Genomic DNA, 22432 nt, shown 5'->3' on the forward strand with positions numbered 1-22432 from the left:
AATATAAAGTAATCAATCTACCTTAATTCTTACACCTTCACTATGACTGCTAAATTCAGGTGCGTACATACTTTGAATAGTTGTAATTCCGTTTGAAAATTCTCCAGTATTATTTACACGTAAATCATATTCAAATACAAAAACACCTTTTGGTAAATAGTCAAAAAAGAAATTAGTACTTGCATCTTTGGTACTTTCATAATATCCCAAACCATCTTGCCATTTGTACTGAGACAATACGTTGATTGGCTCTAAACCAGCGGCGCGCATATCTTTCATATGTACAAATTCCATGACTCTATCATTTCGTAATTCTATGCGAACTCTAACTAAATCACCTAATTCAAGCTTGCTGTTTTCGTCAATTTCAGTTAAGATTTCTCCAGCATCTCCATAGGTGCGTTTGAATAATTTTTTCTTCAGTTTTAAGGACGTTTCAGCCGTTGTAATTTTATCCAAATCTTCAAAATATTGCCAGTACAATCCGCCCCAAGCGATTCCGTCACCTTTTTTGGTTAAGGTTACTTTTGCCATTTCTGGTGTTACTTCGTTTCCATTCCAAGAGGTCTTAAAATAACCTGTACCAGCTTCTACTTTTACACCTTCTAAAGTAGTTGGTGAAATTGCCTGATTTCCAATAGTTACATCCACCATATCCGTTACCGAAAGCCAATCACTTCCTTGTAATAATAGCGCATACACAGCGTCAGAAGTCGCTTTTGTAGTAGACCAACGATTGGTTTGTTTGTTCTTTAACAACCAAATTTTTAAATTATCAATGGTAGTAACATCTTTAGAAATTTCTGAAAAAGCTTCAATCATTAATGCTTGTGTTTCAATTGGTGCTTGATACCAATGCCAAGAAGCCGTGTTTGATTTCCAATACATTCCCAATTCTTCACTTGTAATACTGTTTTCTTGTAACGAACGTAAAATTGTATTGGCAGTTTTCGGATTGTTCATTCTGTGTGAAACTAATGCCATCAATCCTTTAGAATATAAACTACGTTTTAACCAATATTTGGTAATTTGTCCCTTATAATAATCCATGATTTTTGTTACTTCCTTAGAAGGCGAAATATCTGGAAAGAAACTACGCATATACAAATAATGCAATTGTGAATATGATAAATGATCTTTAGATAAATCTGCCTTTTTATCGTATTTACGAATATCATTATACTCATTAATAAATTCTTGATCCAAATACACAATTGCTTTTTCAATCATATCAAATGCTTTGTCAGACATAATACTTACACCAAGCTTGTCTAAATGACCAAATCCTGTAATAATATGTTGTGTAATAAATCGATTGTCACGTCCGCCTGTAAACCATGGAAAACCACCAGATGACGATTGCATTTGGAGCAACTTTTCTATCGTGCGCGATTCTTCATTTGTCATACGATTTAAATCGAATAACAATGCAATTCGTTTCTTCTGCTCACTTTCTGATTGTGCATCACGAACCCAAGGAGTTTCTTGAATCAATAATGATTTTAACTCCTGATTCTTCTCTAAATTGCTCAACAATGCGTCCGAAGATTTCCATTGATTAAACACAGCCTGAATTCTAGGATTACTATTCGCAATATGACTCGCCAACGCGTTTGCATAATAACGTGAAAACGTTTGTTCTGCACATTCATACGGATATTCCATTAAATATGGCAACGCTTGTACGGCATACCAAGCAGGATTAGAAGTTACTTCCAAACTCAGTTTGTGATGTTGTAATGTATTAGAGTTTGTCGTAGCAAGTTTATCGAGTGTAAATGTTTTTGTTTCGTTGGAACGAATCCACATTGGTAAAGTTTCTGTCACCAACATTCTATTCGATAATACAGGCAATGCGCCTTGTTCTCCGTCACTAAAATCACCAGCTTTTGCAGTAATCGTATACTGAACAGCCTGCACCGTTTTTGGAATATATAATGTCCAAGAAACTTGTGTATTTCCATTCGCATCAACCGTAAATGATTGCTTTGGATTTCCGGTGCGTGGAAATAATGCTGGCTTGATGTCATTTCCTGTAATTGGATCTACCAATTGTAAAGAAGCTTCACCAGTTAAACTCTTTTCAGAAAGATTCGATATTTTACTACTAATAACAATTTTATCGCCTTCACGTAAAAAGCGTGGTATATTTGGCAAAACCATCAATTCTTTTTGTGTCACAGTTGTTAAGGTTTTCGTTGCCGAATGTAACTCTTTCGTATGTGCTAACAATTGCAGTTTCCATTTTGTCAATGCTTCTGGCGTTGTAAAACTAAACGAAACATTTCCGTCTTTGTCTGTTTGTAATTGTGGAAAGAAAAAAGCAGTTTCTTGTAAATTTTTTCTAGGCACAATGGTTTCTGCGTTTTCTTCAAATAATTCATACATTTTAGCTGAAGCAGGATCTCCATCTCTGTAATTTTGATTACCATTTTTATCAAAATCTGATCTTCCAAGTCCGTCATTATCTGAGGCAAAAGCTACATCCTCAACAACTTCTTCGGCATCATTATATTCTAGACTCATCGCATTATTAAACCCTCTTGATTCTACTCTTTGACTGCTTCTTAATACATTTTTTCTGAGGTAACGATTTCTAGAATTCTGCATTCTAAAACCAAACCAATTGAGTTTATCATATGATTGCGTATCATAGTATTCCTTTTTTTGATCATGATATTTTTTAAACTGAGAAATTCCAAAACTTTGTCCACCATTAATAGCTATATTACTATAGTATTTTGGTTGTTGTAATGGTGAAAATTGCCATTGATGCGATTTAAATTCATCCAAGGAAGCATCATACATACTAGTGAGTAATTCTGAAGCTACTTTTTCGCCTTTTGGACCTTTGATACGGAAACTCCATGTTTCTTGCTGTCCTGGTTTTAGTTTGTCTCTGAATGTTGCGGTTTCAATTTGCAATTCTGATGGTGGATACGCTACAGATACAGGAACTTTCTGCTGTGCTAAACTGTTGTAAATTGTTGCTGAACAATGAATTGTAAAACCACCTTCATCAGTTTTTAAGACAGGAATTTCCAATTGTTGCTTTCCTTTTTCTAAAGAAATAATATACGTATTGATGATATTATGTTCTTTTTCCACATCAACAGTTACAGTCACGTTTTTAGAAGCAGAAGCCAATGTTAGGATAACCGTTTCATTTGGCAAATACGATTCTTTATTTATTGATACATTTAGCAATTCGTTATCTGCCGTAATTGTATCATCTTCATTCCAAACATCCGTATATGCAATATCTTTAATTGCCATGCCATTGCTATCGGTTGTGTGAAGTTCAACTACATATTTCCCAGATTCCCAACGCTTTATTTTACCAAGTTCAAGGATGGAATCAGTTTTAGTATCAAACGATTTGTTCAATACTTGTTTGCCTTTTTTCCATTTCTTATAATCTGTTTCTTCACGTGTGTATGCATCATGTGGAAACATCTCTTTGAATTCTTTTTCAGAAATCATTTTATAATCAGTAACAGGCCAAGGTCGCTTACGTAATACACGATCTGGTGCTTGTAATTTATAGATAGAAACTGTTCCTTTTGCAGAAACTTTTTCATCATTTAAATTTTTGGTGCTAATTTCTAGCGTGTGATCTCGTTTTGTAGCATCGAGTTTATTATCAATAGTTATATCAGCAATTAAGGAATGATAACCCACATGAATTGTGGTTTGAGTACTTCTAGTTTCTCCATTAATATCTGTAATATCTACCGAAACTTCATAATCAAAAACGGGTAATAATGTTTTATCTGCAGTAAGATCTGGAATTGCTTTAAACGAAATTTCAAAGTTTCCTGAAGCATCTGTTGTTGTTTCTCCTGTTGTAATTTGTTGTGATTTGGTTTTTATATATGGACGTCTCCAAAATGCCCAAACAGGATAGCGTGGCGTACGTTTTACGACATAGCTTACTTTAGCTTCCGAAATAACACTACCTGCAAATGCTTTTGCATTTCCTTTCGCAATTACAGTATCATTTACAGCATAGCTTCCTTTTACAGGAAGAAATGTTGCTTCAAATTTTGGACGTTTGTATTCTTCTACAGAGAAAAAAGTTCTGCCTACATTTCCAAACCCTTCTACATCAGCTTGCAACGAAAAGTTTCCAGTGAGCCCTGAATTTGGTATAATGAATTCACCTTTAATTGAACCATATTCATTGGTTACAAATGTTTGTTCGGAAACTTCCTGGTAATTTGCATCACGCAATGTTACCGTTACTTTTTTATTTTGAAATACAGTACTTTTTTCAGCTTCAGTTTTCACCAAAATACCTTTAAAAAACGTTGTTTGTGAAGGTCTGTATATACTTCTATCTGTAAAGAAGAACAAATTTACTTTAGGACCAGTACTCTTAACGCCTCTACTTTTATAGACATAGTAATCGCCAAAATAAGCTGCTTCTGTTTCGTTTTTCACATGTAAATGTACATTTCGCAAACTATATTCATTGTCAAAAACAATACTACCGGTTGCGTCCGTAGTCATTGTTTTTGTATGTTCTTTTCTAGTACGTTGTTCAGAATAACTAAATTTTATTTTTTGATTTACAATTGGTTTTCCTGTATTTCTATCCGTTAGTTGAAAGATGGAATTTTTTGGAGAATTTTTATGAATCAAAGCCATATTTGTCACTTGTACAACACCAAAAGCATAAAAACTTTCTTGTAAATTAGATGTTGGAGAAGCAACAAGGATATGATAACCGTTGGTAAGGTTTGGAACAATTACTTCTGTTTTATGTGATTGATAATCGTTTTCAGTAGGTAATTTTACATTCCATTGTTGTTGTGACGCAATATTTTTAATGAACTCGAATTGACTTTCTTTTTGATATAATTTTGAAAATTTAGTGTATTCTTCCAGTGAAATTGATTTTGAATGTAAGTACAAATTATCAGTGTTTTTGTACATAACCAATAATTTAGAGGCTTGCGCAATAGGAAGATAATTTTCGGTTTGCAAACTTAAACTTGGCTGTTCAATTCCTTGTTTAATGATTTTACATTTTTTTGCAGCAATACTTTTCGGAAATTTGGCAATAACTTCATCACATAATTGTATTGCTTTTTTATAACTCCATTGAAGTTCTGGTTTCTTTATAGGATCATAATGAAAACCTTGTCTTTGAAGTAAAACGACAGTTTCAGCATCATACATTCCTGAATATGGATGTGATGCATATGTAGTTTTTTCATTCTGAAATGCTTCAATTAATCGTTCTTCCAGATCTTCAAAAGTGGCTTTTTGTTTTACAAAGTATAAACGTTCAATATTTACATTTATTAATGCTTCAGGTGATTTATCTCTTAAATGAAACTTGATTAAATCTTGATAAATTTTCAGTGCTTTTGCTTCTAACGAAAGTGAATCCTGTGTCGTTACATCAAGCTTCGTAAAAAGAGTTGCATCGCACAAATATTCTGGATTATCAATTTTAAAAGAATAAGCAGGTTGGGTAATATTATTTTCACTTGATTTATAGAAATTTAACGCATTGTGAGCCAAGAAATCATATATAGTAGGACGGTAAATTTTTGAACCTTTTTCTTTGTTAAGAATTACATCAAACTTAGTTAAATCGAGTTGTTGTAATTGCTTCGAATTTTCAAGTGAAGCATCAAATTGTATATGTATTTCTCTGAAAATTGTTTTTAAATCCCAAGTTCTAAAATCACTTGCGTCTACTTTTTCAGAAGTTTCAGTTCTATTTTGAAATTGGTATCGATTGTTTGAATAGTATTGCCAATAAATATTTCCAAGAATACTTTGTAAAATATTTTTTGTCGGATATGATTGTGATGCAATTTCGGCATTGAGTTCATTTACAATGATCAATTGTGCATCTTCTTCTAGCGTAAATTGATAGCTCGATTTTTTTAGAAATGTTTTGATGATTTGCGGATTATTTCCATCGCGTTTTGCACGTTTTGAAATTTCGGAAACTTTCTCAAATGCAGATTTAGTCAAGCCTTTCTTTTCTAGAGCTTCCACTTCTTTCCACAAGCTGGAATATTCTTGTTGAGCATTTGAAAATTGACTAAATAATACAATCATAAATATGGTAAGGATATTTTTCATTCTGTTAAAATTAGATCACACTATAGAACGTGGTTTGCAATTGTATTGGTATACAACCATTCATGTATCTTTTACGTATGTAAAGTAAGAATTTTAAAAACAATACGTTCTAGCTAATGATTATTATTTTTGTAAATAACAAAGAGCATTCCAAAAATAACACTTGTACTACTTAATGTTATACAATATGGTGTTTGTGATCAAAGATTTCGTACATCAAACAAAAAAACAGTTTATATAAACAGATGAAATACTATCTTTGGTACAATAACTGCTAGTTGTAAAAGAAATAAAAAATACGAATGAAGCACTATTTTCTCCTCTTTTTGTGTATTCCGATGTCTTTATGGAGTCAAACTCCGTCGGAAACTGTTACTTCACTATTTTCTCAGAAACAGTATACAAAAGCGATTACTATTATACAATCAGAATTAGAAAAATCACCAAATGATAAACAGTTTATTGAATTTTTGGGTGATGCATACGGTTATCAAGAAAAATGGGATGAAGCTATTGAGAGTTATGAAAAACTTGTAGAAATGGACGATTCTAATGCCAATTATCATTATAAATATGGTGGAGCAATGGGCATGAAAGCATTAAATGTAAATAAATTTAGAGCGTTGAGTTTGATAGGAGATATTAAACGATCGTTTAAAAAAGCAGCCGAACTCGATCCAAATCATATTGATACACGTTGGGCATTGGTAGAATTGTACATGCAATTGCCTGGAATAATTGGAGGAAGCAAACGGACTTCAATGAAGTATGCAAATCAACTTGAAAATTTATCCAAAGTAGATGGTTATTTGGCCAAAGGATATATTTACGAATATGACGATGAACCTGAATTGGCTGAGAAATATTATAAAATGGCAATTGATATAGGAGGTTCATTAACTTGTTATAAAAAGCTGACGGATTTATACGAAAAGGAAAAACAACCCGCAAAAGCCATTGCAAATATTGAAAAAGCTCAGGAAAAGCACCAGCGAAATGCATTGCATTATCAAATAGGGAAAGTAGCTGCTGAGTACAATTTGGCGCTTGATAAAGGTGAAAAATGCTTATATACTTATATTGAAAATTATACGGCAAAAGATGGTGTTCCGAAATCGTGGGCATATTTTCGTTTGGCACAAATTTTTAAGCACAAACGGAATAAACAAGAAGCGTTAAAGTGGATTGATAAAGCGTTGGCTGAAAAAGAATTGAAACCTTTTAAAAAGGAAAAACAAGCAATCTTGAGCTTGTAATTTATTCTGTTTACAGAGTTCTTTAAGAACGTTGCATAATTTTAAGATTTAATAAAAGACAATAGATCTAATGTCAACAGTGTTTCTTTTTTTACACTTTTTGATGCTATAACTTCGTGTCATTATTAATTTTTAAAACCATAATTATTATGAACAATTTACAGCATTTAGAACTTAGTCAAGAACAAGCAGGAAGTATTACGGGTGGTATTTTTATTGCTGATCTTGCGATCTTATGATTTTTAAAGCGAACTTCGGTTCGCTTTTCTTTTTCTTATTTTTTGGAATATCATTCACAAGTGTTTTGGAGTTCCATAAACTTACTTGTGTTTCTACTCCAAATTTAGATAAAGTTAGTGTAGCACAATGACTTCATCAATAACTTTTTACAGCTTCATGAAACCATTTATGATTACAATGTCTGCATTGTCTAGCTTTAGGAGTTCTTGTAAGTTTATCGCATTTTGGACAAAAGTTTAATAATTCAGGATGTTCTTTTAACATTCGATTCGCAATTGCATTATGAAGATTATCTAATCCTAGTGCAACAAAATTATTTATAGCTTCGTTTTCAAATCCATATCGTGATTCCCATTTCTCTGTGTCCTTTGCCATTTTTCTCATTGTTTCTTCTCGATGTTTTGTCAGCGAGAATCTTCTTAAGGCAATTTTTTCATGTGCTAACATCCAATTGTAACAGTTCGAAAGGAAGTAGTTTTTTATTTCAGTATCCATACTACTAATGTCTTTTATTCTAGCATCGCCACAACTCTCGCTGGAGCGGCAGAAGCACCCACAATTTTTAATGGAAATACCGCAATTTTAAAACCTGAGTAGGGAAGTGCATCTAAATTGACCAATTGTTCCATATGGCAATATTCTTTGCGTTGACCGACTAAATGTGCTTCCCAAAACAATTCTGAATTTCCAGTTTCTTTGGCTTTTTTCAACATATGCGGTAATGGTAAATCCCAGCCCCAAGAATCAATTCCCATGACCTTGATTCCTTTATCAATCAACCATTCGGTGGCTTCGGCGCTCATGCCTGTGCCAATCTTATGAAAATCTTTTGTGCCATTAAATTTGTCTCTTCCGGTTTTAATCAAAACAATCATTTTGGGTTCAATCGTTAAGTTGTTTTCGGTTAGAAATGTTGTAATATCTTCCACAGTAATCGCATCGAAATCCGCTTTGTGTTTCATGTCAATCACAATTCCATCACCATAACACCAATCGAGTGGAACCTCATCAATTGTTTTTGCTTTTTCACCATTTACAGTAGGTGAGTAGTGCCAAGGCGCGTCAATGTGTGTGGTTGAGTGTACACCCATTTTCTGAATCGTATCATCTGCCCAACCTGTAAATCCTTTTGGAAATAGTTTAAACGGTAATCCTAATACACGAATTAACCATTTGGCTTTTCGATGTGGTTTGTGCTTGATTTTTACTTTCATAAACCAAGGATCGTTTTTGTTGTATTGAATTGGTTTTGATAAATCGATTATTTTCATGATTTGGCAGGTTTTTGGTTCGTTTTTATTTACTCAATTCTACTAGTTTCCATTCTCCATTTGGTCTTTTACTTAGATAAGCAGTAAGATTTATATTTTTTTCGTTTCCGAGCACTTTTATTTCTAACTGTGCTTGTCCATGTCCATTTGTAATGTGGATGTTTCCAGTTGGCATCATTCCAAAACCTTTTATTCCACCAGTGATAGCAATGACTTCTTGATTTTGTTCAATTTCAGCAGTCGCTACTTTATATGCATCTGAACTTTTTAGTATGGAACTGACTAACATAATAGTAGATAAGAAAAAGATGATTCCAACTCCTATTATAGTTGAAATTCGAGGTAGTTTGGTTGGTTTATTTGGGTTTTGAACAACAATAGTTTTTGCAATGGTATCTCCAAGTCTTTTTTTCTCATTACTAGAAGCGAGAATTATAAATTCAATTGGCCAAATTAAGATGAATAAGTTTCGAATCAATAATCTTCCAAATGAAGGTGTTTCAGTAGGATTGTTTTCATCAACGACCATAATTCCCATAACCCATTTGCCAATGCTAATTCCTTTGATAGCATCTTTAGCAAAGTATATAAGGAAACCAAAAAGCATTACATATAGCATATTACTTAGTGATTCCCCAAAGTTGTTTGAGTCTATGAAGTCAGTTCCTAGAAATGAAAACATTAGAAAAACCATTAAAAACGACATTGTAAAATGATCAATGATAAATGCTGCAATTCGTCTTTTTCTACTTGCTAAAGTATATTTTGTTCTTAAATCGATATTCATTATATGATTCGTTTTTTAGAAATAAGATGTATTAATCTGTTTTTACTTTTATTCCCGAAATCAAATAATCAGGATTATCGGTTCCGAAAGTTAAAAATAAATACAAATAATTGTCGTGAAATATTGGAGAAATAAAACCACCTAAATGATCAGCTGTCCATTCGTATTCGGGATATTTGTGATGAATGGTCATTGGATTTACAATTAATGGACTACGTTTATCGTGAATCCACTCCTTGTTTTCAAACTTTAATAAACCATATTCTCGATTAAAAGAAGTTAAGTATTCTGATGGTAATTCTTCGCTGCCCAACAAAATATACAATTCAGAATTGAACGTTACATAGCTTGCATCATCTGCTTTTCCGCGAAGATAACCTGTTTCATTTTTTGCCTTTTGAATAAGTGTTGAAGAAAGAATTCCTTTGTTTTTATTAAATGCTTTTAGAATGTTCTCTGTTGTAATTTCATGAATTTCAGATTCAATAAAACGCTTGCTTCTTCGGTGAAATAATACTCTAAAAATACCTTTGTGCTTTGTAATTGCCATCGGAAAACTATTCTGATCTTCACCATGCCATTCTGGTATTTGAATTTCTTTTGGAGCTTGAATTATTTCTAACTTTTTGTTCAGAATCATGTATGCAGATGTATACTTTCCGTTTGGTTGTTCAACGCCCAATAAAACTAGAAAAGTACCGTCTTTTAGTTCTAACGGATTTCCTGTGCTAAATACATTTCCTGTTTTTTTTGCGAATGGAATTTGAGAAGTATCCAATATTTTTTGATCATGGAATGCCCAATTTTCCATGTCGGAACTTGTTGCATGATAGATAGCTCTTGTTGAATGTGCACCAAATATGACAGGCGTTAATAATACATAGTCGTTTTTGCCTCTTTTGATGATTCCGCCAGCTTGTATATAGTTGATCTGCTCATCTTGTATATATGTCGGATAGTCTTCAAATAATGGTTTATTTTGAATGATTTCATAGTTGATAAATGGATTGAAAAACTCTAAGGTTTCACCTTCATCCATATTAAAAACGCCTGCGTAAGTTTCGCCAAGCGTAATCCAACCAGAATTTACATCTATACTTTTAATTTCCACAATTGTAGATGCTTCTTCACTTTGTGTAATAAACCACGATTGATTCCCTGTCGCTTTTATCAGTAAATTTTCAAGTTGTGTGTAATTGGTTTTAATACGATTGTTCGCTTCATCAATCGCAATCACACGAATTGGATTTGCACGCGCAATATTACTTTCTGTATCTGAGATTAGACAGTTTTCAAATATAGCATTCAAATCTTGCGCTTGAAGCGACACGTTGAAAATAATACATAAGAATACCAAAAGTTTCTTCATAGCGTATGCAAAAGTATGCTTTTGAGAAAGGTAGGGAAATTTTTAGATGAAGCAAAAACTAGTTCAAGTTTGTATACAGTTTTTACAATAAAAAATTAAAAGCAGTATCACACTTTTTTTACTTTCGATTTAGCTTTTTTGATTGCTATTTTTTTAGACATCCAATCAGGATAATCTGTATCGTGCTCTGCTTCAAAAACCCTTAAATATTGATCGTCTGATGGTTTTAGTAAATCATCTTGATGACAGCCTAATATAGCTGCAGCTGTTTGTACGCCTGAGTAACTAGCGCCAACAACACCATGTGACACGATACTTGCGCCACATAGATACAAGTTTTCTATTTCACTTTTAGGTTTGTAAGAAAAAGGACCAATGTGTCTTAAACTCTTTTCAGTACCATAAACATTACCGCGTGTAGAATTAATAAAGTGTTTGTTGGTTAATGGTGTGCCTAGTTCTTTTTGCACAATATGGTTTGAAATCCCAGGAATTACTTTTTCTAAAGTGATAAAAAACTTAGCGATTAATTGTTCTTTAAATTTTAAATAAGACGCCGAGCGTTCTATGTTTTCACCCTTAAAATCCTCAAAAGCGTCATAATTAATATAGGTAATGGCTTCTAGAGTATGATGTTTTCCATCATAACTACTAGGGTCTTTCAGTGTTGTACAACTAATAAACATACCTGGAAATTCTTTGTCTTCTAAAAGATTTTCCTTCTGCATATCAGTATACAAATCATCCATATCTTTATTCGGCATATGCCAAATATTTCCAGAATCAATACCCAATTTTGTAACATCCATGTCTACTGTTAGAAATAGCATGAGCGATGTGCAAGAATATTTAGTTTTACTGAGTTTTTTATTTAGCTTGTTGCTTAAATTTTCTTCGCCTATTAACTTTTGATATGTGATTCCAGGATCTGCATTAGATATTACACGATTCGCAAATACTTGTTCGCCATTTGCTAACTCAACACCAATTGCTTTTTTTCTTTTTCCTGTGTCATCTAACAGAATACGTTTTACCGAAGTACTAGTTTTTATGATACCATTCTTTGCTTTTATGGCATTTGTCATTGCTTTTACAATAGCGCCACCGCCACCCATTGGATAAAAACCTCCAGTATGATAATGGTGCATAATTGCTGCGTGAAATATAAAACTAGCTTTTGCAGGAGCTAAACCATGATCTCCAAATTGAATGCATAAAATACGTTGTAGTAATGGATCTTTAATATACCAACCCAACACACGCTTTAAACTAAATGGTGAATATTTCCCCATATGTTTTGTTTTAAAGGGAATTGTAAGTTGTTGCCATAAACCTCGAACTTTAGCGATTAAACCTATTTGTCTACCAACATTATTAACCAGTTCTAAATATTTAATAATATTCTTTTTTTCGTGAGGGAAGCGCTGTATTAATCGATTTTCAAATGTTTTAAAATCTGCGGGATAGTTAAAACGTTCTTCTCCTATCCAGCAATGTTCAAATGCGTCTGGGTTTTGACGATAAAATACAATGTCGTTGGCAATGCCTAAACCTTTGTAGAGTTCACTAGTAGATAAACCATCTCCAACCATGCCTACATAATGCACACCAGGCGTAAAACGATCGCCATTGAGATAAAAACTATGACACCAACCACCAGGAACGTCATGTTGCTCTAAAACTAATACCTTTTGTCCGGCTTTAGATAAGCATATTGCTGCGGCTAAACCTCCAACTCCAGAACCAATAATGACAGTGTCAAATGTTTTGTTATGTAAAGATTTGGGTTGTTTGTTTGTCGGCATTTAGCAACTATTTTGGTAATGCAATATAATTCTTATTATTGAACTTATTTTGACTTTTACTATTTCCTGGAAATTATTTTGTGCTTGTAATGATATATTGAAAACGATAAAGAAAAAGAGAAGTCTTTTCATCATCAGAAAGGTAGGGGGATTTTGGATGAAGGGAAAACGAAGGTTGATTCACAGTTTGTTTTACCTGTTAACTTCTTTATTGAATACGTTCAGCGATCAGCTTTAGTAAAAAAAGTTTCTCGTTCAATAGACATTCCTTTTTTGTTACTTGTAGCGATTGTCTTTTTATTATGTTTGATAGCTTCATGAATATTAATCCATATAGCTTTCATACCATTCTTTTTTTCATAAGACTCCAAATTTGAAGCGCCCAATTCGTTATCAACATCACATGTATAACAATAAGAAATCATATGTTGAATATCATAATCTGGTTTGTGCCAAGGTCTGTATTCTTCATAAGCGCCAAAGGGCTTAATGTTTCTAATAGCTTTGGCTCCAGTTTCTTCACTAAGTTCTCGGATCATTCCTTCAATTTTATCTTCGCCCAAGTCTAATCCTCCGCCAGGAAGACTGTAATCTTCATATCTTTCAGTATAAAGTAGTAAAATAGTATCATCTTGCATTGCGATACTTCTAGTGGAAAGTCTTGTGAAAATAGATTTATTCTCTAGAGTTTTTACTTCAGGATGATAATGGGTTTTTAAATTTTGCATTTAGAAAGTCTAATCGTTAAAATGATTCACAACATTTTTGTGCGAAATGAGCGTGCAAAAATACATTTACTTTTTGAATTAGCATAGTGTGGAATTTGGATGTGTACTATTACTTTTTGTATCTGAAATGATGAAGAGAAACAATTGCAATTTTTTCATGGGGTTACTTTAAACACTACTCAAAAACTACCTCATCAATATAAATGGTTTGTGAAATACCAAAGCTTGAAGAAAAGAGTACCAAGCCAGAACGAATGCAGCTTAAGTCCATACGTTTTACTTTCAAGGTATATTTTTTCCACTCATCTGTAAGTTTAATTTCTTTGTATTTTTTTGCAGTATCAGGAAATGGTTTGTCCGTATCAATTAATCCAAAACCAATTTTTGCAGTCACACCATCGATATCAGCTTTTGCCCAAAACGAAAATTTCTTTGCATTTAGAATTTCATAACCGCCTAAATTATCGCCCCAATCATTTTTTGGATCTACAAAAGCAACTCCATACCAACCGCTATTTTCTTTATAATCTATTTTAATAGCATGTGTCCCTGAATGTACTTCTTCTGTGTTTTTTGTATCAACAGATATGGCTTGGTAATTTCCCATATAACCAGTTGGTATATATGGCAATTCGTTTCCGTCTTTGTAGACATAAAATGGAAGCTTGGTTTTGGCAACTAAGTATTTTTTATTCTTGGCTTCTTTATCTGTAGTAGTAATTCCTGTGGAAGCAATTCCGACATTGTTAAAAGTATCTTGAGCATTTACATATACTTTGATTGCACCATGTTCTTTTGGTACTTGAATTTCAAAGCCATCTGCTAAGGAACCTCTAAAGTTTAGTTCATTGATTTGACTTTTACGTTTACGGCTTCCTGTACGTTGATTGTAATAAAAACGTATGTCTAGATCTTCATTTTCTTTATCAGACACTTCTAAAGTTACAGGAATCCATGTGTCGCTTTGTAGTATTGTTTCTGGCAATTGAAATGTGTTGATTTCAGGAATTGCATTTGTAGGCTCTTGTCCTGTATATGCTTTTCGAATTGCCCAATACGTTGGACGAAACAAACCTCTGTGATGTGAAAATAACCAAGGTGACATAAAGTCGTTTCCATTCGAATAATGAAATACATACACACCTAAACAATTTGGTTTACTTTTTATCCAATCGTGATAACCGTTTGTAATGGTATTGTATTTCTCTTTGTCAGAAGGTTCAACTTTGATTCCGTTTTGTATGTTTTTAATATCCCATTCACCTGTAACATTAAATTCAGTAATTACGTATGGTTTGTCAATATTTCGTTTTTTTAATTCGTCTGCAAGAAAATTTGCGCCAGCGCCATAACTATTCAAGCCATAAATATCTAGCGAAGGCACATATTTCTGCCACCAATCCAATCCAAAATTCCAAGCTTCTGTGGAGCTTATAGGATGATTTTGATCTATCTTTTTAATGTTACTACATATACGTTCTAGGAGTTTGGAATAGGCTTCTTTTTCGGCATCTGTTTCCATGTTGAGGTAGACTTCATTTCCAATTCCCCAAGTTAAAACCGCGGGATGATCTTTGTGCTTTGTTACAACTTCTAGTGCATTGTCGTACATCACTTTCATACCTTGTGTATCTTCTAGATAATTGAAAGTGTCATCATCTTCCATACCTGGTCGTCCGTGTCGCATCCAGATTCCAATCATGATTTTTATATCATGTTTTTGTGCTGCATCTAATAGTTTTGAAGTATTTTTTCCTGTTGCCCATGTTCTGATGGTATTCACGCCAAGTGATTGTAAATCTTTAAAATACGTATCATAATTTGCCACATCATCTTCATGTCCAAACGTAACACCTTTTACATCAAATGGTTTTCCGTTTACATGTAATTTCCAGATGGAATCGGTTTTAACTAAGGTAGTTTGTGCGTTTATATAATAACAAAGAAAACAGGTAAGAAGTGTAATGACTATCGTGAAGTTTTTCGTTTTCATATATAAGCTATTTTATAGTTCCCCAATTAATGTAAAATACATTTTTCCAAGTATCAAAAATAGGATTAGTAAGATAGGCCACATTCTTTTCTTGGTTTTATTATCTATATGTTTACTTTTTCGAATTATATAAAAGGTGTAGACTGTAAGTAAAATTAACATTGGACCTGTTATTCCCACAATTATTTTATTTGTTGATATATAGAAACAAGCTATTACACCAATTATTAAAATAGCAAGGAGAATATGTTTATAATTTAAAGTGAATGAAGTTTCGCTAGCATCAATAGCAGGTTGAATTTGTGCTAATATTTGTTCAAGCTTTTCTGGATTATTTATTTGTAAAGGAACATCTATAATATTCTCATCAGAGTTTCCAACAATCATAACTATTCTTTCAGAATTTTTAATAATAGATTTTATCTCATTACGAGAGATTGAAATAGTTGGTGTATTATGTCGTTCTCTAATAATTTCAGTTGAGGTTATGGTAAGTTTGTAACTTTTATGCAAGATTTTTTGTCTTTTTATACCTTTAAGTAATCCGAAGGTTATTGCTACGATAACGATCGGAACTAGTAATAACAATGTATTGATGTCTTCTGATTCTCTATTCTGATTATAGTGACTAATTAAGATTCCTACTATTACTATAACTAACAATGGAATACTTATGATAAGTGTCTTTTTTTTTATCTCATCAAATCCATTTTCCTTTATTTGAAATTCTTCGTGCATTTTTCTTTGTAATTATGTTATGAAGCTAAAACATCTGATTTCAATTTACTATACACTTCTAAATCATAATAGACATCATCTTTAATCCATTCGCCTTGTCGTTCAATGCCTTCAAACGTGAATCCGAGTCTTTTGGGAACGCCGCTACTTGGAGCATTGCCAACAGCACACTTGATTTCAATTCTATTGAAATTTAGTTTGTTAAAAATAAAATCACACAGTTTTACTACAGATTTTGTAATGATACCTTGTCCTTGATGTTCTTTAGAAAGCCAATAACCAATTTCTGTTTTCTTGTTGAGTTTGTCCGTATTTTTATTTCCAATGATACCAATAAGAATATCATTTTTCCGAATGGAGAATGTAAATTCTAATCGTTCTATTGGAGTATGTAGAACAGCATCCACAAATTGTTCACTGTCTGCAAGTTCTTTGGTAAGTGGAACAAATGGCAACCATTTGCCTAAGTACGCTCTTTGACTATCAATAATATTGAAGATAGCAGGAGCGTCTGTACGTTCCAGTTTTTTTAATGTAATGTTATCATCAATTTTGATAGTAATTATTTTTTAAAATTAGTGTTTTGTATAAATAGGTTGTACTAAGTTAGTGAAGATAATTTGAATATATTTTAGTTTCCTTCTTCTAATCGCTTTTTGTGGTTTTTTGCTTTTATAAGAAAATATATTCCAACGATAATTCCAAAAGCACCTAGAAAAGTAAAAAAAGAGAATATAGCTCCAAGACATATAGTAACAATTCCAAGTATAACATCAGTTTTTGCTCTTTTGAGTTTTTTTGTAATTCTTTCCTTCTTTTCTGAAATATATTCGGAAGTTATACTGTTCCAATAGCATTTTACACAGCGTCCATTTTCAAACTTGTGGAAACAACGTGGATAATCGTATAACTTATGTGCACAATCGGGACAAAGCGCTTTCATTTTTGAAGTAGTAGTAAAGTATTCACTTTTACATTCTATACAGTTATTGATTTCTTTGTCCATTTGTGTAGCGTTAGTCCTTTCCATTATAAGAAAGTCTTATTTTTTTAATAGGTTTACTAATTTTTCAATTCGTGCTGTAAACTTTTTGTTAAATTGTACAATTGCTGTTTTCGATTTCGCAAGTTCTTTTAGTGTATTTCCAATTGACACAAGTTTCTCCATATTGCTATCTTCATTAGGAGACCATACTTTACCTGATTTCATTCCATAATGACTAACTGAAAAATAGTAATCTGTACCATCGGTTCCTCCGATTATTTTTTTAGGAAACTTAGCTTGTAAGACAGCTGTTTGAAATAGTGATTTTATCAAATCGACAGAAGCTTTATCAATTTCCTTTATATAGGTTTCTACTTTTACATTTTTTCTGTCTTTACTGTACCAAATAGATTCTTTACAAATATGATATTTGAGGTAATATTTTTTCTTTTCATCATCATATTCTATAACTAGTACATTTTCAGGTGTAAATGACGGCATTACTTGGTAACGAATTTCAGGATAATTAGATAATCCTTTAAAAAGTACTTTTCGAACCGTTGAATAATATTCAAATTGAAAATCAAAGATATCATAAATGCTTTGTACAGGTTCTAAATTATTTTGAGCAGTCACATTAAAATTACTTAAAAGACAGAATAAGTATACTATAATGGAAAACGATATAGTTGGAAGTTTCATAAAGTATGTTTGTTTTATTGCTTACTAAATTAGTTTTTCTTTTAATAAAAACTCTTAAGAGATTTCTAAAAAACCAAAAAACCCTTTTATCTTTACACTTTAGAATTCTACAACTCATGCGAATACATTTTATAGCAATTGGTGGAAGCGCCATGCACAACTTAGCACTAGCATTACACGCGAAAGGATACCAAATTACAGGAAGTGATGATGTTATTTTTGAACCGTCAAAAGGACGTTTAGAAGCAAAAGGTTTACTGCCAGAAACATTTGGTTGGTTTCCTGAAAAAATCTCTACAGATTTAGATGCTATCATTTTAGGAATGCACGCAAAACCCGATAATCCTGAGTTGCTAAAAGCACAGGAATTAGGCGTAACAATTTATTCGTATCCAGAGTTTTTATACGAACAATCAAAATATAAAACACGTGTAGTTATTGGTGGAAGTCACGGAAAAACGACAATTACGTCTATGATTTTGCATGTATTAAACTATCATGATATTGCAGTTGATTATATGGTTGGTGCGCAATTGGAAGGTTTTGATACGATGGTACATCTCACAGAAGAAAATGATTTTATCATTCTTGAAGGAGACGAATATTTATCATCTCCGATTGATCGTCGTCCAAAGTTTCACTTATATCAACCAAATATTGCATTGTTAAGTGGAATTGCTTGGGATCATATCAATGTATTTCCAACGTATTCAACCTATGTAGAACAGTTTCAAATCTTTGTAGATTCAATCACTAGAGGCGGAAGTATTAATTACAATGAAGAAGATGCAGAGGTTGTACGTGTAGTAGAAGCTTCTGAGAATCCAATTCGTAAATTAAGCTACAAAACGCCAAATTATACTATTGAAAATGGTGAAACTTTATTAGAAACACCTGATGGTTTGATGCCAATTGAAATTTTTGGAAAACATAACTTAAACAATCTGGCTGGAGCCAAATGGATTTGCCAACATATTGGCGTTGATGAAGAAGATTTCTACGAAGCTATTTCAACTTTTAAAGGTGCAAGTAAGCGTTTGGAAAAGATTGCAGAGCACAATTCTACAGTAGTGTACAAAGATTTTGCACATTCGCCAAGTAAAGTAAAAGCAACAACACAAGCTGTAAAAGAACAATATGCAGACAGAATTGTGTTGGCATGTTTAGAATTGCATACCTATAGTAGTTTGAATGCAGAATTTTTAAAAGAATACAAAGGTGCGTTAGCTGCAGCTGACAAAGCTGTCGTTTTCTATTCGCCGCATGCAGTTCAAATAAAACAATTAGATGAGGTTTCAGAAGTGCAAATTGCAACAGCTTTTGAACGCGATGATTTAATTATTTACACAGACCCAGCAGCATTTAAAGAATATTTATTCAGTCAAAATTTAGAGAATACGGCTTTGTTATTAATGAGTTCAGGGAATTATGGCGGATTAGATTTTGCAGCATTCAAACAACACATACACTAAAACCATAAAAACATACGTTGTAACTATAACGAACAATTAAAACCGATCATACTATATCTCATCATTACTTTTTCAACAATCAATTTAAAAAATAGTTATGAGAAAATCCTTTTTATTAGTGTGTGTAGCCCTCTTTTGTATATCCTGTTATGTAGATAAAGACCGAACATCTTAGTTGTGTTTGGGGAACTGTGAGGTAAATTTTGAAGCATTTTTGTAACGGATACACTAAAACGTAAAAAGTTGCGTTTTGGAAACAGACCGAACCAATCAAAACCGACATTCTATAGATTCATAATTACTTTTTTACCAATCGAATAAATCAACTAATTATGAAAAAAACTATTTTACTAGCCTCACTAGTAGTATTCTTATTTTGTGTCTCTTGTTCAAGTGACGACAACACCATTCCACAACCAGAAGAAAATTTTTATGCTTTAACCGTTGGAAACTCTTGGGTTTATGAACATTATCGAAGGGAAAACATAATGTCAGAAGTATTTAATGATACAGGTGTTGTTGATTCTGTAACAATAGTTAACACAGAACAAATCAATGGGAATTCCTTTTTTAAGTTTAGAATCCGTACTTCTGGAAACGAATCAAATGCTGCTTTATGTGCTCCAAATGGAGAGCGCTTTGCGTATTTTAGGGATTCTATAGGTTTCCTCATTAATGAATTTGGGAAAGTTGAATTTTCAAGAGAAGATGATCAAGAATTTCTGGTACGAGAAGATTCTTTTTTCAAACTATATACAGCACGTGGAGAAGGCAATGAAATGATCTCAACAACTGCGGGCGATTTCGATTGTGGTTGGATGAAAATTTATGCAAGACAAGCTGTAAGTTTAGAGCAATTTCCAGCACTTGATAAAAATTATTATGCAGAAGGAATTGGGAAAATATTCAATACCTGTTCCTTCGCAACTGAAGATATTCATAGAATGGAAAGACGTTTAGTATCCTATAATGTGCAATAGTTTAGAGTTTGGTATAACTAGTATGCCGCTAGTTATTTAAGTGTTATCTATCTAAAATGCCATTAACGAAAGCCGTAATATCATTGCGGCTTTTTTGTATAAGTTCTTCTTTTGCCAAGTTGGTGTCTTTGCGTATTTTATCTTGCGAAAGCTTAAATTTCCCTTCCCAGCTTGTAATTTCCAACTTTACGCCTACAATATAATCGGCAAGTGCTTGCGCTCTCGGATTATTTACATCTAACACATATGGATTTTCAGAAGGTTCTAAAAAAGAAGTCATACGCGCTATAGAAGCAATAACATCATCATTTTTTGGAATTCGTGTGGCTTTCGCCAAAATATGTACTTTGACATAATTCCATGTCGGAAACTGTGTCGTACTGTATACGTTGGGAGAAATATAGCAATTGGGTCCGTGAAATATCGCTTGCGCGGGAATGTTATCTTGCAACAATTCAGTATGCGGATTAAACTTGTCAATATGTGCTATTAACGCGCCAAATTCGCCATCAGTAGCATCATACATTAAAGGCATGTGTGTTGTGAAAATTTCACTGTCTTTAGCCGAAATCAATGTAGCCAATGGATACTGTTTGATCGTTTCTACAATATTACTAAACTTTGTTTCTTGATGATGTTTTGGAGGATAGTTCATAGTTTTTATGCGCCAAATTGATTTAAATGATGATCTAAATGTTTGTATTGCATTTGTCCCCATTGTTCATGTGTAAACTTCCCAAACATTGGATGTGCTGGCCATTCTTTAGTCTCTTTATATTGATGGAATTCTGAAACCAAATCAACTAATTTTGACTTTTCTACATCAATATCCTTATCACTAGTTATGACAAAACCAGGTGCTGTAGGTAAGTTTTTATTCCAAGGTTTATCATTATACATAAAAGGCTTGTAAATTTTAAAAACCAATCGTTTCATAAATCCAGGTTTCTTTCCACTTAGTGTACGTTTTTCCATTGCAATTTCTAAAGGCATTTGGCAATGTGTACACATTTGACCTACGTCCATTTTTCCCCAAGAAGCTGTTGAAGTTGCTGTTAATGTTTCAATTCTAGCTTGAATTTCGGTGTGTGTAGCTTCGTCAAAAAGTGATTTCATAAACTATAAATTAAGAGTATTTAAAAGTACGGTAATCATTGCAAAAAAGCGAACATATTTTATCAAAATTAACGCTTATACAATTCTTCGCACGCTTACGAACTATTCTTAGTTTCCTTTATAGAAAAAAAGTAGTTTTAAGAAAATAGCAATAAAATGGAAGACAAACATTTGCAATCTATTAAATATTGGTCAGAAGATGATAGGCCTCGCGAAAAACTAGCGTTAAAAGGAAAAACTGCTATGAGTGACGCTGAATTACTCGCAATTTTAATTCGATTGGGAAGCAAAGACGAAAGTGCCGTTTCACTTTCCAAACGTATTTTAGCTTCCATTGGTGGAAATTTGAATGAACTTGCTAAACTATCAGAAGATCAACTTAAAAAGTTTAAAGGTGTTGGTTTAGTGAAAGCAATTACAATTATTGCTGCGCTAGAATTAGGCAAAAGAAGACAAATAGAAGCAAAGGTTTCACTTAAAAAAATTACATCGAGTAGAATGGTTTTTGAAATTATGCATCCGATTATTGGAGAATTGCCACATGAAGAATTCTGGATTATCTATTTGAATAATTCAAACAAAGTATTAAAAAAATTACGCTTAAGTAAAGGTGGTATTACAGGAACATTGGTTGACATTCGTTTGGTGTTAAAAACGGCATTAGAAGTTGGCGCTGTTGCTATTATTTTGGCGCACAATCATCCGTCAGGAACATTAAAACCTAGTGCGGCAGACAAAGCGATTACAAAAAAACTCAAATTAGGTGCAGAAAATATTGATATAAAAGTATTAGATCATTTAATTATCACAGAAAAAGAGTATTTTAGTTTCGCTGATGAAAACTTACTCTAAGAACTCGTTTAATCTATTAGAATTTAAGCGAAA

18 protein-coding genes are annotated in these 22432 nt (G+C 32.8%); 4 read left to right on the forward strand and 14 right to left on the reverse strand.

Annotated elements, in window-relative coordinates:
* Positions 1-12: 12 nt before the first annotated feature.
* A complete protein-coding gene (locus ACUUYC_RS12720; RefSeq protein ID WP_474266258.1) occupies positions 13-6105 on the reverse strand; it encodes an alpha-2-macroglobulin family protein in 6093 nt (2030 codons plus the stop codon).
* 302 nt (positions 6106-6407) lie between these two features.
* Here ACUUYC_RS12720 and ACUUYC_RS12725 point away from each other — a divergent pair, with 302 nt between their 5' ends.
* A complete protein-coding gene (locus tag ACUUYC_RS12725; RefSeq protein WP_474266259.1) occupies positions 6408-7361 on the forward strand; it encodes a tetratricopeptide repeat protein in 954 nt (317 codons plus the stop codon).
* A 375-nt stretch (positions 7362-7736) separates the two neighbouring features.
* Here ACUUYC_RS12725 and ACUUYC_RS12730 read toward each other — a convergent pair whose 3' ends face one another.
* The 11 genes from ACUUYC_RS12730 to ACUUYC_RS12780 all read right to left on the reverse strand — a co-directional run bounded on the left by ACUUYC_RS12730 (position 7737) and on the right by ACUUYC_RS12780 (position 17979).
* Positions 7737-8096, reverse strand: a complete 360-nt coding sequence (locus ACUUYC_RS12730) for a hypothetical protein (RefSeq protein ID WP_474266260.1) — start codon at positions 8094-8096, stop codon at positions 7737-7739.
* 14 nt (positions 8097-8110) lie between these two features.
* The gene (locus ACUUYC_RS12735) at positions 8111-8872 is read right to left on the reverse strand and encodes a cyclase family protein (protein ID WP_474266261.1); all 762 of its coding nucleotides are present in this window, start codon (positions 8870-8872) and stop codon (positions 8111-8113) included.
* A gap of 25 nt (positions 8873-8897) precedes the next feature.
* On the reverse strand, positions 8898-9659 hold the full coding sequence (locus ACUUYC_RS12740) for an RDD family protein (protein ID WP_474266262.1): 762 nt from the start codon (positions 9657-9659) through the stop codon (positions 8898-8900).
* A gap of 31 nt (positions 9660-9690) precedes the next feature.
* Entirely contained in the window at positions 9691-11028 is a 1338-nt protein-coding gene (locus ACUUYC_RS12745; protein ID WP_474266263.1) for a hypothetical protein, read from the reverse strand.
* A gap of 107 nt (positions 11029-11135) precedes the next feature.
* On the reverse strand, positions 11136-12833 hold the full coding sequence (locus tag ACUUYC_RS12750; protein WP_474266264.1) for a phytoene desaturase family protein: 1698 nt from the start codon (positions 12831-12833) through the stop codon (positions 11136-11138).
* A 221-nt stretch (positions 12834-13054) separates the two neighbouring features.
* On the reverse strand, positions 13055-13471 hold the full coding sequence (locus tag ACUUYC_RS12755) for an NUDIX hydrolase (RefSeq protein WP_474266265.1): 417 nt from the start codon (positions 13469-13471) through the stop codon (positions 13055-13057).
* 265 nt (positions 13472-13736) lie between these two features.
* Positions 13737-15554, reverse strand: coding sequence for a glycoside hydrolase family 2 TIM barrel-domain containing protein (locus tag ACUUYC_RS12760; protein WP_474266266.1), 1818 nt, complete (start codon positions 15552-15554; stop codon positions 13737-13739).
* A 12-nt stretch (positions 15555-15566) separates the two neighbouring features.
* Complete coding sequence (locus ACUUYC_RS12765) at positions 15567-16292, reverse strand: hypothetical protein (RefSeq protein ID WP_474266267.1); 726 nt, start codon at positions 16290-16292, stop codon at positions 15567-15569.
* Positions 16293-16309: 17 nt separating this feature from the next.
* Entirely contained in the window at positions 16310-16858 is a 549-nt protein-coding gene (locus ACUUYC_RS12770) for a GNAT family N-acetyltransferase (protein WP_474266379.1), read from the reverse strand.
* Between the two features lie 65 nt (positions 16859-16923).
* Entirely contained in the window at positions 16924-17322 is a 399-nt protein-coding gene (locus ACUUYC_RS12775) for a hypothetical protein (RefSeq protein WP_474266268.1), read from the reverse strand.
* Positions 17323-17334: 12 nt separating this feature from the next.
* Positions 17335-17979 (reverse strand): hypothetical protein, encoded by a 645-nt coding sequence (locus ACUUYC_RS12780; protein ID WP_474266269.1) that lies wholly within the window; start codon positions 17977-17979, stop codon positions 17335-17337.
* Positions 17980-18095: 116 nt separating this feature from the next.
* Here ACUUYC_RS12780 and ACUUYC_RS12785 point away from each other — a divergent pair, with 116 nt between their 5' ends.
* Together ACUUYC_RS12785 and ACUUYC_RS12790 are read left to right on the forward strand one after the other, a co-directional pair.
* Positions 18096-19451, forward strand: a complete 1356-nt coding sequence (locus tag ACUUYC_RS12785; protein WP_474266270.1) for a UDP-N-acetylmuramate--L-alanine ligase — start codon at positions 18096-18098, stop codon at positions 19449-19451.
* Between the two features lie 332 nt (positions 19452-19783).
* Positions 19784-20431, forward strand: coding sequence for a hypothetical protein (locus tag ACUUYC_RS12790; RefSeq protein ID WP_474266271.1), 648 nt, complete (start codon positions 19784-19786; stop codon positions 20429-20431).
* 43 nt (positions 20432-20474) lie between these two features.
* Here ACUUYC_RS12790 and ACUUYC_RS12795 read toward each other — a convergent pair whose 3' ends face one another.
* Positions 20475-21086, reverse strand: coding sequence for an FMN-binding negative transcriptional regulator (locus ACUUYC_RS12795; protein ID WP_474266272.1), 612 nt, complete (start codon positions 21084-21086; stop codon positions 20475-20477).
* Positions 21087-21091: 5 nt separating this feature from the next.
* A complete protein-coding gene (locus ACUUYC_RS12800) occupies positions 21092-21547 on the reverse strand; it encodes a DUF1569 domain-containing protein (protein WP_474266273.1) in 456 nt (151 codons plus the stop codon).
* Positions 21548-21703: 156 nt separating this feature from the next.
* On the opposite strand from ACUUYC_RS12800, the gene radC reads away from it, so the two are divergent.
* A complete protein-coding gene (gene radC, locus ACUUYC_RS12805) occupies positions 21704-22399 on the forward strand; it encodes a RadC family protein (RefSeq protein ID WP_474266275.1) in 696 nt (231 codons plus the stop codon).
* Positions 22400-22432 lie beyond the last annotated feature (33 nt).

It is taken from the genome of Kordia sp. E, from assembly GCF_056033805.1.